The 20,987-nt window shown below is 63.0% G+C and carries 18 protein-coding genes and 1 riboswitch; of the genes, 10 read left to right on the forward strand and 8 right to left on the reverse strand.

Annotated features, from left to right (window positions below; all coding sequences use genetic code 11):
* Positions 1-17 precede the first annotated feature (17 nt).
* Positions 18-2,015 (reverse strand): transketolase, encoded by a 1,998-nt coding sequence (gene tkt, locus ACF8R3_RS19980; protein WP_078477879.1) that lies wholly within the window; start codon positions 2,013-2,015, stop codon positions 18-20.
* Between the two features lie 227 nt (positions 2,016-2,242).
* Here tkt and ACF8R3_RS19985 point away from each other — a divergent pair, with 227 nt between their 5' ends.
* The 4 genes from ACF8R3_RS19985 to ACF8R3_RS20000 all read left to right on the forward strand — a co-directional run bounded on the left by ACF8R3_RS19985 (position 2,243) and on the right by ACF8R3_RS20000 (position 6,816).
* Positions 2,243-3,235 (forward strand): metalloregulator ArsR/SmtB family transcription factor, encoded by a 993-nt coding sequence (locus tag ACF8R3_RS19985; protein ID WP_027914015.1) that lies wholly within the window; start codon positions 2,243-2,245, stop codon positions 3,233-3,235.
* An 18-nt stretch (positions 3,236-3,253) separates the two neighbouring features.
* Positions 3,254-4,444, forward strand: coding sequence for a methionine adenosyltransferase (metK, locus tag ACF8R3_RS19990; RefSeq protein ID WP_023532964.1), 1,191 nt, complete (start codon positions 3,254-3,256; stop codon positions 4,442-4,444).
* Positions 4,445-4,587: 143 nt separating this feature from the next.
* Positions 4,588-6,285 (forward strand): NAD-dependent DNA ligase LigB, encoded by a 1,698-nt coding sequence (gene ligB / locus ACF8R3_RS19995; RefSeq protein ID WP_058638884.1) that lies wholly within the window; start codon positions 4,588-4,590, stop codon positions 6,283-6,285.
* A gap of 138 nt (positions 6,286-6,423) precedes the next feature.
* Entirely contained in the window at positions 6,424-6,816 is a 393-nt protein-coding gene (locus ACF8R3_RS20000) for a DUF1090 domain-containing protein (RefSeq protein WP_100850659.1), read from the forward strand.
* Between the two features lie 49 nt (positions 6,817-6,865).
* Here the strand turns inward: ACF8R3_RS20000 and ACF8R3_RS20005 are convergent, their stop codons facing one another.
* Positions 6,866-7,324, reverse strand: coding sequence for a cytochrome c (locus ACF8R3_RS20005; RefSeq protein ID WP_196126747.1), 459 nt, complete (start codon positions 7,322-7,324; stop codon positions 6,866-6,868).
* A gap of 119 nt (positions 7,325-7,443) precedes the next feature.
* Here ACF8R3_RS20005 and ACF8R3_RS20010 point away from each other — a divergent pair, with 119 nt between their 5' ends.
* A complete protein-coding gene (locus tag ACF8R3_RS20010; RefSeq protein ID WP_392516052.1) occupies positions 7,444-8,595 on the forward strand; it encodes a murein transglycosylase A in 1,152 nt (383 codons plus the stop codon).
* A 27-nt stretch (positions 8,596-8,622) separates the two neighbouring features.
* On the opposite strand, the gene ACF8R3_RS20015 is transcribed toward ACF8R3_RS20010, so the two are convergent.
* Both ACF8R3_RS20015 and ACF8R3_RS20020 read right to left on the reverse strand, forming a co-directional pair.
* A complete protein-coding gene (locus ACF8R3_RS20015) occupies positions 8,623-9,009 on the reverse strand; it encodes an MAPEG family protein (protein WP_058638882.1) in 387 nt (128 codons plus the stop codon).
* Between the two features lie 27 nt (positions 9,010-9,036).
* Positions 9,037-9,870, reverse strand: coding sequence for an EamA family transporter (locus tag ACF8R3_RS20020; RefSeq protein ID WP_196186569.1), 834 nt, complete (start codon positions 9,868-9,870; stop codon positions 9,037-9,039).
* A gap of 242 nt (positions 9,871-10,112) precedes the next feature.
* Here ACF8R3_RS20020 and ACF8R3_RS20025 point away from each other — a divergent pair, with 242 nt between their 5' ends.
* Positions 10,113-11,348: a sodium:proton antiporter gene (locus ACF8R3_RS20025; protein WP_058604046.1), complete on the forward strand. Its 1,236-nt coding sequence runs from the start codon at positions 10,113-10,115 to the stop codon at positions 11,346-11,348.
* 34 nt (positions 11,349-11,382) lie between these two features.
* On the opposite strand, the gene ACF8R3_RS20030 is transcribed toward ACF8R3_RS20025, so the two are convergent.
* Entirely contained in the window at positions 11,383-11,784 is a 402-nt protein-coding gene (locus ACF8R3_RS20030; RefSeq protein ID WP_023533000.1) for an acyl-CoA thioesterase, read from the reverse strand.
* A gap of 178 nt (positions 11,785-11,962) precedes the next feature.
* Positions 11,963-12,059: riboswitch (S-adenosyl-L-homocysteine riboswitch) on the forward strand.
* Between the two features lie 20 nt (positions 12,060-12,079).
* On the opposite strand from ACF8R3_RS20030, the gene ahcY reads away from it, so the two are divergent.
* The 4 genes from ahcY (at position 12,080) to ACF8R3_RS20050 (ending at position 17,515) form a co-directional block, all read left to right on the forward strand.
* The gene (ahcY, locus tag ACF8R3_RS20035) at positions 12,080-13,489 is read left to right on the forward strand and encodes an adenosylhomocysteinase (RefSeq protein ID WP_027914022.1); all 1,410 of its coding nucleotides are present in this window, start codon (positions 12,080-12,082) and stop codon (positions 13,487-13,489) included.
* A gap of 159 nt (positions 13,490-13,648) precedes the next feature.
* Positions 13,649-14,494, forward strand: coding sequence for a methylenetetrahydrofolate reductase [NAD(P)H] (metF, locus tag ACF8R3_RS20040; protein WP_058638928.1), 846 nt, complete (start codon positions 13,649-13,651; stop codon positions 14,492-14,494).
* Positions 14,495-14,627: 133 nt separating this feature from the next.
* Positions 14,628-15,416, forward strand: coding sequence for an ABC transporter substrate-binding protein (locus ACF8R3_RS20045; RefSeq protein WP_145253722.1), 789 nt, complete (start codon positions 14,628-14,630; stop codon positions 15,414-15,416).
* Between the two features lie 218 nt (positions 15,417-15,634).
* Positions 15,635-17,515, forward strand: coding sequence for a DEAD/DEAH box helicase (locus ACF8R3_RS20050; protein ID WP_058638879.1), 1,881 nt, complete (start codon positions 15,635-15,637; stop codon positions 17,513-17,515).
* 49 nt (positions 17,516-17,564) lie between these two features.
* On the opposite strand, the gene ACF8R3_RS20055 is transcribed toward ACF8R3_RS20050, so the two are convergent.
* From ACF8R3_RS20055 to ACF8R3_RS20065, 3 genes are all read right to left on the reverse strand, one after another.
* Positions 17,565-18,143: a YceI family protein gene (locus ACF8R3_RS20055; RefSeq protein ID WP_058604050.1), complete on the reverse strand. Its 579-nt coding sequence runs from the start codon at positions 18,141-18,143 to the stop codon at positions 17,565-17,567.
* A gap of 34 nt (positions 18,144-18,177) precedes the next feature.
* Positions 18,178-18,729, reverse strand: a complete 552-nt coding sequence (locus ACF8R3_RS20060; RefSeq protein WP_058638878.1) for a cytochrome b — start codon at positions 18,727-18,729, stop codon at positions 18,178-18,180.
* A 243-nt stretch (positions 18,730-18,972) separates the two neighbouring features.
* Complete coding sequence (locus ACF8R3_RS20065) at positions 18,973-20,877, reverse strand: FAD-dependent oxidoreductase (protein ID WP_145253728.1); 1,905 nt, start codon at positions 20,875-20,877, stop codon at positions 18,973-18,975.
* Between the last annotated feature and the right edge of the window lie 110 nt (positions 20,878-20,987).

A 20,987-nucleotide genomic window follows, 5' to 3' on the forward strand; every position in this document is an offset into this window, starting at 1 on the left:
CTGCCCTCCCTGATACATCAGTCTTCCAGCAGCTCTTCGGCAGTACCCAGGATGTTCTCCAGGGTGAAGCCGAATTCTTCGAACAGTGCCGAAGCCGGCGCCGACTCACCGTAGGTGGTCATGCCGATGACGCGGCCTTCGAGGCCGACGTACTTGTACCAGAAGTCCGCATGGGCCGCTTCGATGGCGATACGGGCGCTGACTTCCAACGGCAACACCGACTGCTTGTAGGCAGCATCCTGGGCATCGAACACGCTGGTCGACGGCATGGACACCACGCGCACGTTGCGGCCCTGCTCGGTCAGCTTGTCGTAGGCCTGAACGGCCAGGCCCACTTCCGAGCCGGTGGCGATCAGGATCAGCTCCGGCTCGCCCGCGCAATCCTTGAGCACGTAGCCGCCACGGCTGATGGCAGCGAGCTGCTGCGCATCGCGAGCCTGGTGCTGCAGGTTCTGGCGCGAGAAGATCAGCGCCGATGGGCCATCCTTGCGCTCCAGGGCGTTCTTCCAGGCCACGGCCGACTCCACGGCATCTGCCGGGCGCCAGGTGTCCAGGTTCGGCGTGGTGCGCAGGCTGGTCAACTGCTCGATCGGCTGGTGGGTCGGGCCGTCTTCGCCCAAGCCAATGGAGTCGTGGGTGTAGACGTGGATAACGCGCTGTTTCATCAACGCCGACATGCGCACGGCATTGCGGGCATATTCCATGAACATCAGGAAAGTCGCGCCGTAAGGCACCAGACCGCCGTGCAGTGCCACGCCGTTCATGATGGCGGTCATGCCGAACTCACGTACGCCGTAGAACACGTAGTTACCACTGGCGTCGCCGGCTTCCACACCCTTGCAACCCTTCCACAGGGTCAGGTTGGAACCGGCCAGGTCCGCCGAGCCGCCAAGGAATTCAGGCAACATCGGGCCATAGGCGTTCAGGGCATTCTGGCTGGCCTTGCGGCTGGCGATGGTTTCGCCCTTGGCCGCCACTTCCTCGATGTAGGCCTGGGCCTTTTCGCTGAAATCGGCAGGCAGGTCACCGGCCATGCGGCGCTTGAACTCTGCGGCCAGCTCCGGATGAGCCTGGGCGTAGGCCTCGAAACGCTGGTTCCACTCGGCTTCGGCCTTGGCACCGGCTTGCTTGGCGTCCCACTCGGCATAGATGTCGGCAGGGATTTCGAACGGGCCGTGGTTCCAGCCCAATGCCTGACGGGTCAGGGCAATTTCGTCGTTGCCCAGCGGCGCGCCGTGGGACTCTTCCTTGCCCTGCTTGTTCGGCGAACCGAAGCCGATGGTGGTCTTGCAGCAGATCAGGGTCGGACGGTCGCTCTTGCGGGCGGTCTCGATGGCCGTCTTGATCTCTTCGGCGTCGTGGCCGTTGACGTTGCGGATCACCTGCCAGTTGTAGGCTTCGAAGCGCGCCGGGGTATTGTCGGTGAACCAGCCATGCACTTCGCCGTCGATGGAAATGCCGTTGTCGTCGTAGAAGGCGATCAGCTTGTTCAGCCCCAGGGTGCCGGCCAGTGAGGCCACTTCGTGGGAGATGCCTTCCATCATGCAGCCATCGCCCAGGAACACGTAGGTGTTGTGGTCGACGATGGTGTGGCCGTCACGGTTGAACTGGGCCGCCATGACCTTTTCGGCCAGGGCGAAGCCCACGGCGTTGGCGATGCCTTGGCCGAGCGGGCCGGTGGTGGTTTCCACCCCGGGGGTGTAACCGTGCTCCGGGTGGCCAGGGGTACGGCTGTGCAGTTGACGGAAGCCCTTGAGGTCGTCGATCGACAGGTCGTAGCCAGTCAGGTGCAGCAGCGAGTAGATGAGCATCGAGCCGTGGCCGTTGGACAGCACGAAGCGGTCGCGATCGGGAAATGCCGGGTTGCTCGGGTTGTGCTTGAGGTAGTCGCGCCAAAGAACTTCGGCGATATCCGCCATGCCCATGGGGGCACCGGGGTGGCCGCTGTTGGCCTTTTGCACGGCATCCATGCTAAGGGCACGAATGGCGTTGGCACGTTCACGACGGCTGGGCATCGCTGATCTCCTGGGGGCTTGAATAGGTGGTATTACGAAAAAGGCGGCCATTTTCGCCCACTGGGGCGCTTGGGGCAAACATTTAAGCAGCAGGCGGCGTGCATTGGTCCGATGATCGGCGCAATGGCAAGGCCAGGGTGAGGGTGATCGGGTAGCAGGCCTGCAATATCAAAACTTTTTGATATAGGCCTTGCTAGGGCAACGATGCCTGTCTAGACTCCCGCACCATGAACCTTCGTGCGCAAGCGATCCCGGAACAACGCGAGGCACTGGCCGCCCTGTGCAAGGCCAGTGGCGACGAGTTGCGCCTGAATGTACTGCGCGCCCTGGCCAACGATTCCTTCGGCGTGCTGGAGCTGGCGCAGATCTTCGACATCGGTCAGTCGGGCATGAGCCACCACCTCAAGGTGCTGGCCCAGGCCGACCTGGTCGCCACCCGTCGGGAAGGCAACGCCATTTTCTATCGCCGTGCCCTGCCCGATAGCCTGCGCTTGGGCGGGCGCTTGCATGCCGCGTTGCTCGACGAGGTCGATGACCTGGCCTTGCCCGCTGAGGTGCAGGGCCGCATCGCCCAGGTGCAGCAGCGCCGCGCAGCAACCAGCCAGGACTTCTTCCTGCGTGTGGAAGAACGCTTTCGCGCCCAGCAGGACCTGATCGCAGGCTTGCCGCAATACCGCGAGAGCCTGCTGGCGCTGCTCGACAAACTGCATTTCGACCCAAGCGCCAGCGCGCTTGAAGTCGGCCCCGGCGATGGCGGGTTCCTGCCGGACCTGGCTCGGCGCTTTGCCCAGGTCACGGCGCTGGACAACAGCCCGACCATGCTCGAACTCGCCCGCCAGGTCTGCCAGCGCGAAGGGCTGGACAATGTGAACCTGCAGTTGGCCGATGCACTGGGTGCAACGGATGTGGTCGCTGACTGCGTTGTGCTGAACATGGTCCTGCACCATTTCAGCGACCCGGCCCTGGCGTTGTGCCAGCTGGCCAAACGGGTGAAAGCAGGCGGCAGCCTGCTGATCACCGAGTTGTGCAGCCATGACCAGGGGTGGGCGCGGGAAGCCTGCGGCGACCTGTGGCTCGGCTTCGAACAGGACGACTTGGCCCGCTGGGCCAACGCGGCAGGCCTGTCCCACGGGGATAGCCTGTACGTAGGCCTGCGTAACGGTTTCCAGATCCAGGTCCGCCATTTCCAGCGGACGGCTGGCGACATACACCATCGGTAAATTTCAGGAACCTTCGAGATGAGCGAATACTCCCTTTTCACCTCCGAGTCCGTGTCCGAAGGGCATCCGGATAAAATCGCCGACCAGATTTCGGACGCCGTGCTGGATGCGATCATCGCCCAGGACAAGTACGCCCGCGTCGCCTGTGAAACGCTGGTCAAGACCGGCGTGGCGATCATTGCCGGCGAGGTGAGCACCTCGGCCTGGGTCGACCTTGAGGACCTGGTACGCAAGGTCATCATCGACATCGGCTACAACAGCTCGGACGTAGGCTTCGACGGTGCCACCTGCGCCGTGATGAACATCATCGGCAAGCAGTCGGTGGACATCGCCCAGGGCGTCGACCGTTCCAAGCCAGAAGACCAGGGCGCCGGTGACCAGGGCCTGATGTTCGGCTACGCCAGCAACGAGACCGAAGTGCTGATGCCAGCGCCGATCTGCTTCTCGCACCGCCTGGTCGAACGCCAGGCCGAAGCACGCAAGTCTGGCCTGCTGCCCTGGCTGCGCCCGGATGCCAAGTCGCAGGTCACCTGCCGCTACGAAGGTGGCAAGGTCGTGGGCATCGATGCGGTGGTCCTGTCCACCCAGCATAACCCTGAGGTATCGCAGAAAGACCTGCAGGAAGCGGTCATGGAACTGATCGTCAAGCACACGCTGCCTGCCGAGCTGCTGCACAAGGGTACCCAGTACCACATCAACCCGACCGGCAACTTCATCATCGGCGGCCCGGTCGGTGACTGCGGTCTGACCGGTCGCAAGATCATCGTCGACTCCTACGGCGGCATGGCCCGCCACGGTGGCGGCGCGTTCTCGGGCAAGGACCCGTCCAAGGTCGACCGTTCCGCCGCCTATGCCGGCCGCTACGTGGCCAAGAACATCGTCGCCGCCGGCCTGGCCGAGCGCTGCGAGATCCAGGTCTCGTACGCCATCGGCGTGGCCCAGCCGACGTCCATCTCGATCAACACCTTTGGCACCGGCAAAGTGTCGGACGAGAAGATCATCCAGCTGGTGCGCGAGTGCTTCGACCTGCGTCCATATGCCATCACCACCATGCTCGACCTGCTGCACCCGATGTACCAGGAAACCGCTGCCTACGGCCACTTCGGCCGCACCCCGCAACAAAAGACAGTGGGTGACGATACCTTCACCACCTTCACCTGGGAACGCACCGATCGCGCTGAAGCGCTGCGTGACGCTGCTGGCCTGTAATTTCCTACAGCGCTGAGCGAAAGCCCCTGCCGAGCAATCGGCAGGGGCTTTTTTATGACATATCGCCTGACAAACCGCCCGAGGCGAACACCGTGAAAAACCCATAGGCTCGGCACACTTTCAGCCACGCAAGGAAGCGGGCCATGCCAATCGTATTGCTGCTGATCATGGTGGTGTTCCACCTGCCGCCGACCTGGGCCAACCCGTGCCCGGATTGGACACCGTCGCGCTCACACGCTGAGATCGCCCAACTGAGCGCCACGCTCGCGCACTGGGACGAGCGTTATCACCGTGACGGCGTGGCACTGGTGGCCGATGAGCTGTATGACCAGAGCCGCGATCACCTGGCCATGCTGCAACGCTGCGTTGGCCTTGCGACCCAGGCCTCGCCGCTGGCCAGCGCAGGTGGCCCAGTCGTCCATCCCGTGCCGCACACCGGCGTGCAGAAGCTGGCCGACTTCCAGCGTGTTGCCGGCTGGATGGTTGGCAAGACTGACCTATGGATACAGCCAAAGGTCGATGGCGTGGCCGTTTCACTGATCTACCGCCAAGGCCGGCTGACCCAGTTGATCAGCCGAGGCGACGGGGTCCAGGGACACGATTGGAGCCGCCACATCCCACAACTCGGACGGATTGTCCGGCGACTGCCCCACCCGCTCGATCTGTCGCTTCAAGGCGAGCTCTACTTGCGCCTTGAGGGCCACATACAGGCAAGCGCAGGGGGTATAAATGCCCGTGGCACGGTCGCCGGCCTGCTTGCTCGCCACCAAATCGACGAGGAACAAGGCGCGCGCATCGGTCTGTTCGTGTGGGATTGGCCCAACGGGCCTGAGCAGCAAACCGAGCGCCTGTCGCAGCTGGTCCAGTTAGGTTTTGCGGACAGTCAGCATTACAGCGTTGCGATCAATACTCCCGAAGAAGCTGCGCGGTGGCGGGACCACTGGTTCAGCACGCCGCTACACTTCGCCAGCGACGGGGTGATCCTGCGCCAGGGCAAACGCCCGCCCGCCCAACGCTGGCAGGCCAAGGCGCCGTACTGGATCGCAGCCTGGAAATACCCCTACGCACGAAAGTTGGCGCAGGTACGCGATGTGCGCTTCCAGGTCGGCCGTACTGGCAAGGTTACCCCCATCGTTCACCTCGAGCCGGTCACCCTCGATGACCGACGCGTGACCCGTATCAGCCTGGGTTCGCTGTCACGCTGGCAGGCATTGGACGTTCGGCCAGGCGACCAGATAGCCATTAGCCTGGCGGGGCTGACCATCCCCCGTTTCGAGCAGATCGTGCATTACTCGGTCGAACGCCAGCCAGTCAACGCACCTGCAGTCGACCAATACCATGCCCATAGCTGCTGGCGTGCTGGAGAAGGCTGCAATGAGCAGTTCATCGCCCGCCTCAGCTGGCTGGCCGGCAAACAGGGCCTGGTCCTGCCTGGGATGGGCCCAGGGACCTGGCGGCGACTGGTCGAGGCAGGCCTGGTGTCGACGATGACCGACTGGCTGGAGCTCGATGAGGGGCGCCTGCAACAGGTGCCAGGCATCAGCGCTCTGAGGGCAGCCCAATTGCTAGCCGCCTTCGAGCAGGCCCGCTCGCGCCCATTTTCCCAATGGGTTCGCGGTATTGGAGCACCCATTGGCAAAGGTGTGCTGCTGCCCGGTGACTGGCCGACAGTGGTTGCCCAGACGCACGTGCAGTGGCAAGCCCAGCCTGGCATCGGCTCGAAAAGGGCGGACGAACTTGCGCGATTCTTCGCCAGCGCCGAGGTGCAAGCCATTGCAGCCCATCTGGCCGGGCAGGCTGTAGACGGGTTCTCGGAGCAGCCGCTCAGGCCTGAGCAATGATTATTTACCAAAAAAACTGTAGGAAAAGCCGGAGATTTAGCGGCCCAGCTTTATCAAGGGTTTCTAAATAGCCAAAACCAAGGCAGGATTTCCATCCAGAATTTTTCTCGTTGCCCTGCCCCGTCCAGGAGGCTTTTCATGAAACGCTTTTCCCCCCTTTTTCTGCTCGCGGCCTTGGGCCTGGGCGCAGGCACTGCACAAGCAGCCGCGCCCGATGCCGGCCTGACAGGTTGCGACGCCAAGCGCAGCGCGATCGAGAACCAGCTCAAAATCGCCCGTGAGCATGGCAATGCCGCTCAGGCGGCCGGGCTGGAAGAAGCCTTGCGTGGCGTAGCCAACTGCACTGACGCCAGCCTACGCAAGGAGCGTGAGCAGAAGGTGCTCGATGCGCGCCATGAGGTGGCCCAGCGAGAGAAAGACCTGAAAAAGGCCGAGAAGAAGGGCGATGCCGAAAAGATCAACAAGCGCAAGGACAAGCTCGCCGAGTCCCGCAAGGAACTGCAGGACGCGGTAGACGACCTTGACCGCTGAGGCCAGCGCCTGAGGCGGCGCACGGGCCAGCCGCCGCCCGCCTCGCCATTCAATGGTTACGAAATTCGCTATGGCACGCTCGGCATGCGCCTTCGACTTTGTCCATGGGCGCCTTCAATTGCGCAGCGTCCAGCGATGGCTGGCGCGTCGCTTGTACGAGCTCGCCAGTGGCTGCCTCCAATTGCCGGGCCAGGTCCTGAAAGCGCGCCTGCCGTTGCCACACCTCAGGGCGGGCTGCGCTGCTGTCGCCTTCACGCACCTGCGTAAAGTGCTGCCAGGGTTGGTGAGACAGCGTATCCAGTGTCTGCGCCCCTTGGGCGAAGCGGCCGGCGTCGAACGGCAGTCGACCACGCAACATGCCGCCCAGGTCCTCGCTTGTCGTGAGCATGTCCTTGAAGATGGCCTTGCGCTTACCCAGCGGCGAGTCGGGGTCAACGCCCCCGCACCCCGTCAGGCCACTGCCCAAGGTCAATGCTGCAAGCACCACAACGCCCAACCGCTTAAACATCGCGCCTACCCATGCCTGGAAGAAAGGGCCGGCCAGTATCGCTGGCAAAAGGCGAAAGACCAATAGCCACATAAAAAACAGGGGTGAACCGCGTGTTCGTCCATGACAGGAATACAACGATGAAACATGCCTTGCGCCACCTGGCCTGGACATTCCCGCTAATGGCGTTGCTGTCCGGCTGCGACAACGACCAGACGACAAAGCCCGAGCCCCACGCCATCGCGACCTACGCGCCTGTTGCCTGGAAAGACCTGCCCACGGTCAGCGACGAAGACATGCTCGCCGGCTTCTATGCCTGGCGCAGCGGCTGCGAAAAACTCACGCGCGACCCGGTCTGGGCCGCCACCTGTGAAGCCGCCGGGAGCCAGCCGGCAAGCGCTGCACAGGTGCGCACCTTTCTCGAGCAGAACCTTGAGGTCTACGGCCTGCGTTCGGCCGACAACAGTGCCGACGGCTTGATCACCGGCTATTACGAGCCTGTCTACCCCGGCAGCTTGACCCCATCTGCCACCTATCATGTGGCGGTCTACGGCCCTCCCGAAGACATGATCACGGTGGACCTGGCCAGCGTGTACCCGGAACTCAAGGGCAAGCGCCTGCGCGGTCGCCTCGAAGGGCGCGTGCTCAAGCCCTACGACACCGCAGAGGTGATCAACCGCAACGGCGCCAAGGCACCGGTACTGGCCTGGCTGACCGACCCGATGGACTTGCAGTTCCTGCAAATCCAGGGCTCTGGCCGTGTTCAACTGGAGGGCGGGCGCCAGCTGCGCCTGGGTTACGCCGACCAGAACGGTCATCCGTATCGTCCCATTGGCCGCTGGTTGGTCGAGCAAGGGCAGCTGAAAAAAGAAGACGTGAGCATGGGCGCCATTCATGCGTGGGCCCAGGCCAACCCTTCACGGGTGCCTGAATTGCTGGCCAGCAACCCCAGCTACGTGTTCTTCAGCCCACGCCCCGACAGCAACGAGGGGCCACGTGGTTCGCTCAACGTTCCGCTGACGGCGGGCTACAGTGTGGCCATTGACCGCAAAGTCATCCCGCTTGGCAGTCTGCTGTGGCTATCGACCACACGCCCGGACGGCAGCCCCGTCGTGCGCCCGGTCGCAGCCCAGGACACCGGAGGCGCCATTGCAGGCGAGGTGCGCGCCGACCTGTTCTGGGGGACCGGCCAGGCAGCCGGAGACCTGGCCGGGAACATGAAGCAGCAGGGCCAGATCTGGATGCTGTGGCCCAAGGGCCAACCGCTGCCTGAGGTGCCCAAGGTCCCGTGACCAGGGCCTTGGCATCGGGCGATGGGGTCAGGCCGAGACCACGAAGAACGCCACGATGATCGCAAGGCCGGCGAACCAGACCAACGAGCGCAGTACCGCCCAGTCGGCGAGGTAGCAGATGATGTAAAGCAGTCGGCTGGTGATGTACATCACCCCCAGCACATCCTGGGTCACCTGTTCGGCATTGCCGACGATGTCTGCCACCAGCACGGCGGCGGCGAATGCCGGAAAGGCTTCGTACCCGTTCTGCTGGGCTGAGTGCGCGCGGCGCGGCAGCCCGGACAGGGTATCGAGGAAGGCGCGCGGGTCATGGTTGTGCTTCAAGCCGAACCGGCCGCTCGCCAGCTTGGCGATCAGCGCACAAAGCGGCGGCAGGATCATTGCGATCAGGATGCACCACAGGGCAACGGTCATGGACAGGGTTCCTCGTTCGTCAGTCGGTCAGAGCTTCATTACCAGCATACCTGCCAGTACCAGCCCGCAAGCTAGGAGTCTTGGCCCGCCGAAAGGTTCTTTGAGGTAGCGCATCCCCAGCAACACCACCAGGATCACGCTCAGCTCGCGCAGCGCCGCTGCCTCGGCCACCGACCCCAGGTGCATCGCCCAGAGCACCAGGGCATAACTGAACAGCACGCACAGCCCAACGGCCAGGCCCAGCCGCCACTGGGTTTTCCAGAACAGCACGAACGGGGCCCGGCGCGCCACCGCGGCCAGCGCGGGGAATTGCCAGGCGCTGAGCAACGTCAGCCACACCAGGTAGTCCCAGGGCTTGCCCCATTCGCGCACGGCCTGACCGTCGAACCAGGTATAGCACCCGATGCACAGCCCGATCAGGGCCACTACCGGCAACATCGACCAGGGCAGCCGGTCCCCGCCACCGCCCTGCCACAACAGGCAGGCCATGCCACAGGGAATCAGCAGAATGCCGATGATTTGTTGCTGGCTGAGAGGTTCTCCGGCGAACACCAGGGTTAGCGCCAGCACGACCAGGGGCGACAGCCCACGCATCAGCGGATAGACCAGGCCCAAATCACCCACACGGTAAGCCTTGATCAGCAGCCAGCGATACAGCTGCTCGGCAAACACCGAAGCCAGCAACCAGGGCCAGATACCGGCAGGTGGGATGTCCACGAAGGCCACCGCAGGCAACACCAGTGCCAGGGCCACCGTGTCCATGCTCGCAATGACCAGCAGGCGCTCGCCGCTGAATTTGATCAAGGTGTTCCAAGTGGCATGAAGCAAGGCAGCGATCAGCACCAGAGACGTGGCCAACACGCGGTGGGTCCTCAATGGGTTACCGGACGCAGACTATAAGCCCTGGCCAGGTGAACGCGTCAATCACAAGGCGGCCTTGCGTCCCTGTGTTGCAGCCCGCCCACCGCCTTTAGCAGGGCTCGAACGGGAACGTTTACGGCAAATTCGGTCAAACCCTGTGCCCCGAACCCCTCGTCAGGTCATCAAAGAGCTGCCCGAGTCATTCGGGTGACGACTTGGAAGCCACTGTTACAGGAATCGGGATGCTTGAATTAGTTGCCGCGTTTATCTGCCTCACCACCCTGCTCACGTATGTGAACTATCGATTCATCGGCCTGCCCCCTGCGATCGGCGTGATGGTCACGGCCTTGCTGTTTTCGCTCATGCTGCAGGCATTGAGCCTGATCGGCTTTCCGGGCCTGGAAGCCCGCGTCGAAGCCCTGATGAACCAGATCGACTTCAATGACCTGCTGATGCACTGGATGCTGGCGTTCCTGCTGTTCGCCGGTGCCTTGCACGTGAACTTGTCCGACCTGCGCAGCTACCGCTGGCCCATCGGCCTGCTGGCCACCGTGGGCGTGCTGATCGCCACCGTGGTCATCGGCTACCTGTCGCACTGGGTGTTCGCGATGTTCGGCTGGCAGGTGCCGCTGATCTACTGCCTGCTGTTCGGCGCGCTTATCTCCCCGACCGACCCGATTGCAGTGTTGGGCGCCCTGCGTACGGCCAACGCTCCAAAACCCCTGAAGACCACCATCGTCGGCGAGTCGCTGTTCAACGACGGTACTGCCGTTGTGGTCTTCACCGTGCTGCTGGGCATCATCCAGCTCGGTGAAACCCCGAGCATCGCCGACACCGCGCTGCTGTTCGCTCGCGAAGCCATCGGCGGTGTGCTGTTCGGCGGTGTGATCGGCTACGCCACCTACCGCATGATCAAGAGCGTGGAGCAGTATCAGGTCGAGGTCATGCTGACCCTGGCACTGGTGATCGGTGGCTCGGCGATGTGCTACGAGCTGCACGTCTCGGCCCCCATCGCGATGGTGGTGGCGGGCCTGATCATCGGCAACCTAGGCCGCAACCTGGCGATGAACGACATGACCCGTCGCTACATGGACGGTTTCTGGGAGTTGATCGACGACATGCTCAACGCGCTGCTGTTCGCGTTGATCGGCCTCGAACTGCTGTTGCTACCGTTCAACTGGCTGCACATGGCCGCCGGCAGTGTACTGGCGCTGGCCGTGCTGCTGTCGCGCCTGCTGACCGTGGCGCCGGCCATCGTGTTGCTGCGGCGTTGGCGTGCGGTGCCCAAGGGCACGGTGCGGGTGCTGACCTGGGGTGGCCTGCGGGGTGGGGTATCGGTAGCCCTGGCGCTGTCGTTGCCATTGGGTGAAGAGCGTGACCTGCTGCTGTCGATCACCTACATCGTGGTGCTGTCCTCGATCCTGGTCCAGGGCCTGAGCATCGGCAAGGTGGTGCGCAGGGTCAGCGCACAACCCTGAAAGAAGCGGGGCTGCACCCAGCAGCCCCAGACCGTCACTCCACGGCAGAATCGGGGAACTGGTCCTGCACGTACTTGATCTCGGTACGCCCGTGGGGTGCAGGCAGACCGTCCTCGCCCAGGTTCACGAAGACCATGCGTTCGACGGTCAGGATGCTCTTGCGCGTGATCTTGTTGCGCACTTCGCAGCGCAGCGTGATCGAGGTGCGGCCGAACTCGGTGGCCGTGATGCCCAGCTCGATGATGTCGCCTTTGCGCGAGGCACTGACGAAGTTGATTTCCGACATGTACTTGGTCACCACGCGCTGGTTGCCCAGCTGCACGATGGCATAGATGGCCGCTTCCTCGTCGATCCAGCGCAGCAGGCTGCCACCGAACAGCGTGCCGTTGGGGTTGAGGTCTTCGGGTTTAACCCACTTGCGGGTATGGAAGTTCATCGGGACTCCTGAGCATCCTGGCTTGCGTAAAACGATGATGGCAGAGCGGCCAGCGTCACTCCACCCAACATCGACTATCGTCTCGATTAATCGACAGAAAACCTTGGGGATGGTGCCGCACCCGGCTATAATCGTGGCCGTTTTACATGGCCGTCCACAGCGGCGCCATGCCCGCCACCTGTCCGAGGGGCGCTGCAGCAGGCTCGACCTGTCAGGCTCGGATGGGGCGTTGTCCGCTCCCGCGGACGCTCAACGCACAACGGCGCCCATTCGCACACTACGAATGGAGGCTCTGATGAGCGCTGCAAACATGCCTGCTGGTTTTACCGATTTCAAAGTTGCCGACATCTCCCTGGCCGCCTGGGGCCGTCGCGAAACCATCATCGCCGAATCGGAAATGCCTGCGCTGATGGGCCTGCGCCGCAAGTACCAGGCCGAGCAACCGCTCAAGGGTGCCAAGATCCTGGGCTGCATCCACATGACCATCCAGACTGCCGTGCTGATCGAAACCCTGGTCGCCCTGGGTGCCGAAGTGCGCTGGTCGTCGTGCAACATCTTCTCCACCCAGGACCAGGCCGCCGCCTCCATTGCAGCCGCCGGTATCCCGGTCTTCGCCTGGAAGGGTGAAACCGAGCAGGAATACGAATGGTGCCTGGAACAGACCATCCTCAAGGACGGCCAGCCCTGGGATGCCAACATGGTCCTGGATGACGGTGGCGACCTGACCGAGCTGCTGCACAAGAAGTACCCACAGGTGCTCGAGCGCGTCCACGGCGTGACCGAAGAAACCACCACCGGCGTGCACCGCCTGCTGGACATGCTGGCCAAGGGCGAGCTGAAGGTTCCGGCCATCAACGTCAACGACTCGGTCACCAAGAGCAAGAACGACAACAAGTACGGCTGCCGTCACAGCCTGAACGATGCCATCAAGCGCGGTACCGACCACCTGCTGTCGGGCAAGCAGGCCCTGGTGATCGGCTACGGTGACGTGGGCAAGGGCTCGGCTCAGTCGCTGCGTCAGGAAGGCATGATCGTCAAGGTCACCGAAGTCGACCCCATCTGCGCGATGCAGGCCTGCATGGACGGTTTCGAAGTGGTTTCGCCCTTCCTCGATGGCCTGAACGATGGCACCGAGGCCAGTGTCGACAAGGCGCTGCTGGGCAAGATCGACCTGATCGTCACCACCACCGGTAACGTCAACGTCTGCGACGCCAACATGCTCAAGGCCCTGAAAAAGCGTGCCGTGGTCTGCAACATCGGCCACTTCGACAACGAAATCGACACCGCTTTCATGCGCAAGAACTGGGCATGGGAAGAGGTCAAGCCGCAGGTGCACAAGATTCACCGCACTGGCGCTGGCAGCTTCGATCCTCAGAACGACGACTACCTGATCCTGCTGGCCGAAGGCCGCCTGGTCAACCTGGGCAATGCCACTGGCCACCCAAGCCGCATCATGGACGGCTCCTTCGCCAACCAGGTCCTGGCACAGATCTTCCTGTTCGAGCAGAAGTACGCCGACCTGTCGGCCGAGAAGAAAGCCGAGCGCCTGACGGTCGAAGTGCTGCCCAAGAAGCTCGACGAAGAAGTAGCCCTGGAAATGGTCCGCGGTTTTGGCGGCGTGGTTACCCAGTTGACCAAGCAGCAGGCCGACTACATCGGCGTAACCGTTGAAGGCCCGTTCAAGCCTGACGCTTACCGTTACTGATTGGCACACTTCAAGCGCCAGGCAGTGCCAGACCGTGGCATTGCCGCTTGGAGTACACGCCTGAAAGAAACGTGAACGATGCCAGGCCAGGTCGGCCATCACCGACCTGGCTTCTACTTGCAGCTTGCAGCTTTGGGCTTGCTGTTAGAGGAACGAGTGATGTCACAGGAACGCCGCTACAGTTTCGAGTTCTTCCCGACCAAAACCGACGCAGGTCATGAAAAGCTGATGGGCGTGGCGCGCCAGTTGGCCGCCTGCAACCCTGATTTCTTCTCCTGCACCTATGGCGCTGGTGGTTCCACCCGCGACCGCACGCTCAACACCGTGTTGCAACTGGAGAGCCAGGTGCAGGTGCCGGCTGCGCCCCACCTCTCGTGCGTGGGCGATACCAAGGCCGAGTTGCGCGCGCTGCTGGCCGAGTACAAGCAAGTCGGCATCAAGCGCATCGTCGCACTGCGCGGTGACCTGCCTTCGGGCATGGGCATGGCCAGTGGCGAGATGCGTTATGCCAGCGACCTGGTCGAGTTCATCCGTCAGGAAACGGGTGACCACTTCCACCTCGAAGTCGCCGCCTACCCCGAGATGCACCCGCAGGCACGCAACTTCGAAGCCGACCTGGCCAATTTCGCGCACAAGGTCAAGGCCGGTGCCGACAGCGCCATCACCCAGTACTTCTTCAACGCCGACAGCTACTTCTACTTCGTCGAGCGGGCCCAGAAGCTGGGCGTGGACATTCCAGTGGTGCCCGGCATCATGCCGATCACCAACTACAGCAAGCTGGCGCGTTTTTCCGACGCCTGTGGCGCCGAAATTCCACGCTGGATTCGCAAACAGCTCGAAGCCTATGCGGACGATACGGCCAGCATCCAGGCCTTCGGGGAAGAAGTCATCACCCGCATGTGCGAGGAGCTGCTGCAAGGCGGCGCACCGAGCCTGCACTTCTACACCTTGAACCAGGCAGAACCGAGCATGGCGATCTGGAACAACCTCCAACCCTCTCGTTGAAGCCTGATGGACCACGTGCTGGTTTCCGACCGGCGCCTGGTTCATTGGCACGTGTCGCAGGCCCCACCTGCGGCGCGCTGCTCCACCCAATCCGGCACTGGTCTTGACCTGGCCGAGCGCGTAATCTCCGGGCATGCCAATCTCCGCCCGTCTGATCTGGATCCTGCTGCTCTTTTGCCTCAGCCCGTTCGCGCTGGGCGAGCGCTTGCGCCTGGTAAGCGATGACTGGGCACCCTATGTCTACGAGCAAAACGGTCAGCCGCGAGGCATCGACTACGAGGTCACGACCGAGGTGCTGCGTCGCCTGGGGTACGAGGTCCAATGGCAATTCATGCCCTTCAAACGTTGCCTGGCGATGATCGAGCAAGGGCAGGCCGACGGCATCATGGATGTCTTCCAGGTCGAGTCCCGCCATCCTTATTTGCTGTATGTCCCAGAACCCATGTCCACGGCCGAGTTGATCCTGTTCCAGACCAAGGCACGCCGGCATGAGGTGTCGAGCCTGGATGACCTGGCCGGCCTGACCGTCGGCACCTCGCCAGGCTACAACTACAGTGCGGCTTTCAATGAGGCTGAGTTCTTCAAGCGCGAAGCGGCGCCGACCCATGAAGCGAACTTCGGCAAGCTGGCGCTGGGGCGTATAGACCTTGCGATCACCGACCGCAGGGTCGGCCTGCATGTCATCCGGCTCATGGGCCTGGAGCAACAGATCGAGGCCTTGCCGCTTGTCGTCAGTCGTCAGCCCCAATACCTGGGCCTGGCCCGCAAGCCCGGGCGCGAGGCACTGGCCCAGGCCTTTGCCGAGGAACTGCGACGCTTCAAGCAGGAACCGGCCTATGCGGCCATCATGGACCATTACACACACGACCCTGAGACCGTTGCGAACGCCGTTGAGCAGCAGGAAAGCAGCACAGCGCGCTAGCTCTGTTATACTCGGGCCTTCCCGCCCGGCTCACGCCCGGACGCTCGGCCTCGCAACAGGCATCCCGATCGGCATCGACGCACTCAGGCGTCAGCCCTCCGTTTCCCGGATGTGCAGTGAACGCCCAGCTGGACCGGACGCGATCGCATCTTGCCGATGCCAGTCGCGCCAGGCAGAACATCCCTACGGGCCCAGCCCACACGAGAACAGGATTGCCCATGTCCTTTGCTTCCCTCGGTCTCTCCGAGGCTCTTGTCCGCGCCATTGAAGCCGCGGGCTATACCCAGCCGACCCCCGTGCAACAGCGGGCAATTCCCGCCGTGTTGCAAGGCCGCGACCTGATGGTCGCCGCACAAACCGGTACCGGTAAGACCGGCGGCTTCGCCCTGCCGATTCTCGAACGTCTGTTCCCGGCCGGTCACCCTGACAAATCCCAGCGCCATGGCCCACGCCAGCCACGCGTCCTGGTACTGACGCCGACCCGCGAACTCGCGGCCCAGGTGCACGACAGCTTCAAGCTGTACGCCCGCGACCTGCCGCTGGTCAGTGCGTGCGTCTTCGGCGGCGTCGGCATGAACCCGCAGGTGCAGGCCATTGCCAAGGGCGTCGACGTCCTGGTTGCCTGCCCTGGCCGCCTGCTCGATCTGGCCGGTCAAGGCAAGGTTGACCTGGCCCATGTAGAAATTCTGGTCCTGGATGAAGCTGACCGCATGCTCGACATGGGCTTCATCCACGACGTCAAGAAAGTGCTGGCCCGCCTGCCGGCCAAACGCCAGAACCTGCTGTTCTCGGCCACGTTCTCCAAAGACATCACCGACCTTGCCGACAAGCTCCTGCACAACCCGGAGCGCATCGAGGTCACCCCGCCCAACACCACCGTCGAGCGCATCGAGCAGCGTGTCTACCGCCTGCCGGCCAGCCACAAGCGTGCTCTGTTGGCGCACCTGATCACCCTGGGTGCGTGGGAGCAAGTGCTGGTCTTCACCCGCACCAAGCACGGCGCCAACCGCCTGGCCGAGTATCTGGAAAAGCACGGCCTGACTGCCGCCGCCATCCACGGCAACAAGAGCCAGAACGCGCGCACCAAGGCCCTGGCTGATTTCAAGGCCAACAACATTCGCGTTCTGGTCGCCACCGACATCGCCGCTCGCGGGCTGGACATCGACCAACTGCCCCACGTCGTCAACTTCGAGCTGCCCAACGTCGAAGAAGACTACGTGCACCGCATTGGCCGTACTGGCCGCGCCGGTCGCTCGGGCGAGGCCATCTCCCTGGTGGCACCTGACGAGGAAAAACTGCTCAAGAGCATCGAGCGCGTGACCCGTCAGAAAATCGCGGACGGCGACCTGATGGGCTTCGATGCCAGCCAGGTCGAGGCCGAGAAGCCCGAAGTACGCGAACGCCAGCAAACCAATGGCCGCGGCGGTCGTGGTCAGCAGGCCCGTGGCGAGGGTGGCAAAGACGCCAACGGTGGCCGCAAGGACAAGGGCAAGGACAAGGGCAAGACCCGCCAGCAGGCTGCGGACAAACCCGCTGACAAGGAAAAGGCCGGCGACAGGCAGCAACAGCCGCGCAAGCCACGTGACAAAAAGCCTCGTCAGCAACAGGCCAGTAACGCTACCCCTCCGGTCATGCAGCCCAACCGCGACCCGGAAGAGTTTCTGGATGACGATGTAGACAACTTCGGTAACCGTGCCGACTACGTAAGCCCCTACCAGAATGGCAAGGCACAGGGCCGCAACCGTCGCCCAGCCGGTAATGGCGGTCAACCGCAAGGGGGTACGCCGCGTACCAATGCCGGTGGTCAAGGCCGCAACAACGGTCAACCCCGTACTGGCGGTGGCGAAAAACGCCCGCCTCGCGGCAATAATGGCGGCGCTGCCCGCCGTGACGGCGGCGCACGTGGTGGTCGTCCACCGCGTGACGCCGCCGCCCGCCTGGAACCGGCCGTGGGTAACACGCGCCAGCCCCAGCATCAGCCTGTGATCATCCGCAAGGAATCCAAGCTGGACCGTTATCCGACTCCCGAGCAACTGGACGATCTGCCAAGCCGTCCGCGGGGCGAACGCCCGGCACTGCTGACCCGCAAGGGGTCGTAAACGAAAACGGGGCCGCTAGCGGCCCCGTTTTTCATTCGGCTGGCGTTTATTACTTCTGCTTCACGCCCTCGACGCTGATGTCCAGATCCAGCGTTTGCGAGGTTGGACCTGGGCCTTTGATGCCGAAGTCGTTCAGGTTCAAGGTGGTGGTGGCGTTGAAGCCAGCGCGCTCACCGCCCCACGGGTCCTTGCCCTCACCATTGAAGGTAGCCTTGAACGTCACCGGCTTGGTCACGCCGTGCAGGGTCAGGTCACCGGTCACGTCAGCGGTCTTGTCACCCGTGGACTTGACGCTGGTGGATACGAACTTGGCATCCGGGTACTTCTTCACGTCCAGGAAGTCGGCGCTGGCAATGTGCTTGTCACGCTCGGCGTGGTTCGACCACAGGCTGGCGGTTTTTAGGTCGACGCTGATCTTGCTGGCTTCAGGCTTGGCACTGTCCCAAGTGAAGTTACCGTCAAAGTCCTTGAACGTACCGTGAATGAAGCTGTAGCCCAGGTGGCTGATCTTCCAGTCCACGAAAGCGTGCTGGCCTTCCTTGTCGATCTTGTACTCGGCTGCCATGGCCTGGCCAGCGGAGAACAGAGCAGTACCGAGCGCCAGAGCGGCAAAAGTCTTTTTCAACATCGTTACTTCCTTCCTTTGCGATTGAGGTTGAGCGTCAAGCTTTGCGGCCCAGCATGCGCATGAGGGTCGCGTCACGGTCGATGAAATGGTGCTTGAGTGCGGCCAGGGCGTGCAACCCCGCAAAAACCACCACACCCCACGCCAGCCACAGGTGAATGACACCAGCCAGGTCCGCCTGGTCTGGCAGATTGCTGACCAGGGCGGGCACCTCGAACAGGCCAAACACCGGAATACCTACGCCGTCGGCGGTGGATATCAGGTAACCGGCGATCATTACGGCGAACAATCCCAGGTACAGCGCCAGATGCCCCAGCTTGGCACCCAAGCGGGTGAGCGGGCCATAACTGGCCAGTGCCGGCGGTGGGGGGCTCACAAAGCGCCACAGCACGCGCAACAGCATCACCGCCAGCAGCACCAGACCGATGCTTTTATGCAGGTCCGGGCCGGCCTTGCGCCATGGGTCATAGTAGTCGAGCCCGACCATCCACAGCCCGAGGCCGAAAAGGCTGAAGACGGTCAGCGCCACGCCCCAGTGCATGAAGATGCTGACAGCGCCGTAGCGTGAAGATGAATTGCGCACTTGCATGTTGGCGTTCTTCCCCGTGAAAGCTATGCAAAGACTAGCGTCAAACGTATCGAATAAAAGCGGAAAAACTTGCTTTGGATTATCGACAAATCCGATAGCAAGTTTCGCTACGGCCTATTAAGGAAACGTTAACGCCGATAACGGGCAGCGAGTGCTTCGAGCAACGCGCATGACACAGGGCTCAGTCAAGTGGCTGAGCCCTTCTGACAGGCCTGCCGGGCAGTGCCCGACAGACCTGCAGTATCAGCTCGCCTTGGCCTGGCTATCGGTTGCAGGCTTCTTAGCTGGCGCCGGCTTGGTAGCAGCTTTTTTGCTGTCGGCAGGCTTGTGCGCTGGCTTGTGCACCGGTTTGGCCGCTGGCTTGTGGGCCGGCGCCTGCTTGACCGGGGCAGCCTTGGTGGTTGCCGCCTTGGTGGGCGCTGCCTTGACGACGGGCGCCGGGCTGGCCGGTGCCTGTGCCGGGGCTTGCGCCGCCGGTTGCGCTGCGGGTGGCGCCACAGGGGCTACTTCAGCTGCCTTGGCCGCCGGTTGAGGCGCTGGCGCCGGGGTTTCCTTGGCACCGAACAGGCGAGCGAAGAAGCCTGGTTTTTTCTGGCCCGTCGCATCGGCCGATTGGGTCTCAGGCTTGGCCGGCGCTTGGTCGACTGCCTTGTCCTTGTCGGACGCGCCGCCGCCGAACAGGTTGGTGAAGAAATTGCCCTTGCTCTTGGCCGCTGCCGCGCCTGCAGCGGCGGTCGCTGCCACTGGCACGGCCTTGACCGGGTCGAACGACTTGCCGGCCAGCAGGTCCTGCACTTGGCCGGCAGCCCGTTGACCGCTGCGCAGTGCGCCTTCAAGGGTGCCTGGGTACAAGGCATCGGTGTGCTCACCGGCAAAGGCGATGCGTTGTACCGGGCGCTCCCAAAGGCGCCAGTACTTGCTGATCTGGCCAGGTCCATAGGCCAGGTAGGCACCTCCAGTGCCGGCATCGGCGCTGTAGCGCTTGACTTCATAACCGGTGAAAGCGCCACGGGCCTGAGGGTAGAAGGTATGCAGGCGAATGAGCACCTGGTCGACCATCTGCTTGTCACCAAAGGCCTGCAGCAGGCGGGCGTTGTCGCCGGAAAGGTTGATCACCACGTTGGCACCGCCCTTGAGGGCCGGTTCGATCCACAACATGCCAAGGCCCGTATTGCTGAAGATCTCACCCGACATACGCGCCCGACTTTCCCAGACCGGTTTCTTGAACTTGAGCATCACCTGGTCGCGCCAACCGTAGTTGGTGCCCTTGAGCGCCGCCACATGCTGGTTATCCAGGCCAGGCGTCATCTGGATCTTGGCCAGTGCACGCAGGGGCACGGCCATCACCACGTAATCGGCGCGGTAGCCCACGCTGCCGACTTTCACGGTAACGCCGTCCTTGTCCTGAACGATTGCACTCACCGGCGAGCCGGTCTTGATGGTCTTCAGTTGCTTGACGAACGCCTGCGCCAGCACCGGGCTGCCGCCGGGCAGCCGCGCTGCACGCAGGTCACGGTCGCTCACGTCACGGTAGACGCGGTTCTGCTGGGCGAAATACAGCAGCGACAGGCGCGACGGTTCGTCGTAGCGGCTGCGGATCTGCTGGTTGACCAACTGACGGGCCGTGGCGGGTAACTGCAACTTGTCCAGCCAGGAGGACACGTTGATCTGGTCCAGGGCGAACAGGGTGCTGGTCGCCTGGGGGTTGAGCGGATCGTCGATCGAACGGGCCAGGTCGTCCAGGGTTTTCTCGTAGCGCTTGAGAGCTTCGGCCGTGGCCGGCTGCTTGAGGGCCAGGTCTGCGGCACTGAAGTACTCGCCATCGATCAGGTACCCAGGGGTGCGCACGAATTCGGGCGCCGGCAGCGTGTCGAGCTTGAAGCGATCAACGTACTGGTTGAGTACCGGCTGCGCCTTGGTATTGCCGATCCATTCGCTGGTGGCCAGGCCCGAGCGGCCGCCCATGCCTGCCTTGGCTTCGAGCAGGGTCACCTGCCAGCCCTTGTTCTGCAGCTCATAGGCTGCGGTAAGGCCCGCCATGCCGCCGCCCACGACGATTGCCGTGGGCGTCTTGTCACTCGCCAGCGCGGCACCGCTGGAAACACCAATCAATACCAACGCGCACAGGCGCACCCAAGCAGCAGCCATGTTGGCGAACTCCGAGTCAAAGGTTGCAGAAAAACAGAGAGAGGCGGGATGCCCCGAGAGAGGCGGTAGAATACGTCACCGCTGCCAGGGCTGCCAGTGGAGTGACATCA

The organism is Pseudomonas sp. FYR_7, assembly GCF_043106155.1.
Lineage (GTDB): Bacteria > Pseudomonadota > Gammaproteobacteria > Pseudomonadales > Pseudomonadaceae > Aquipseudomonas > Aquipseudomonas parafulva_B.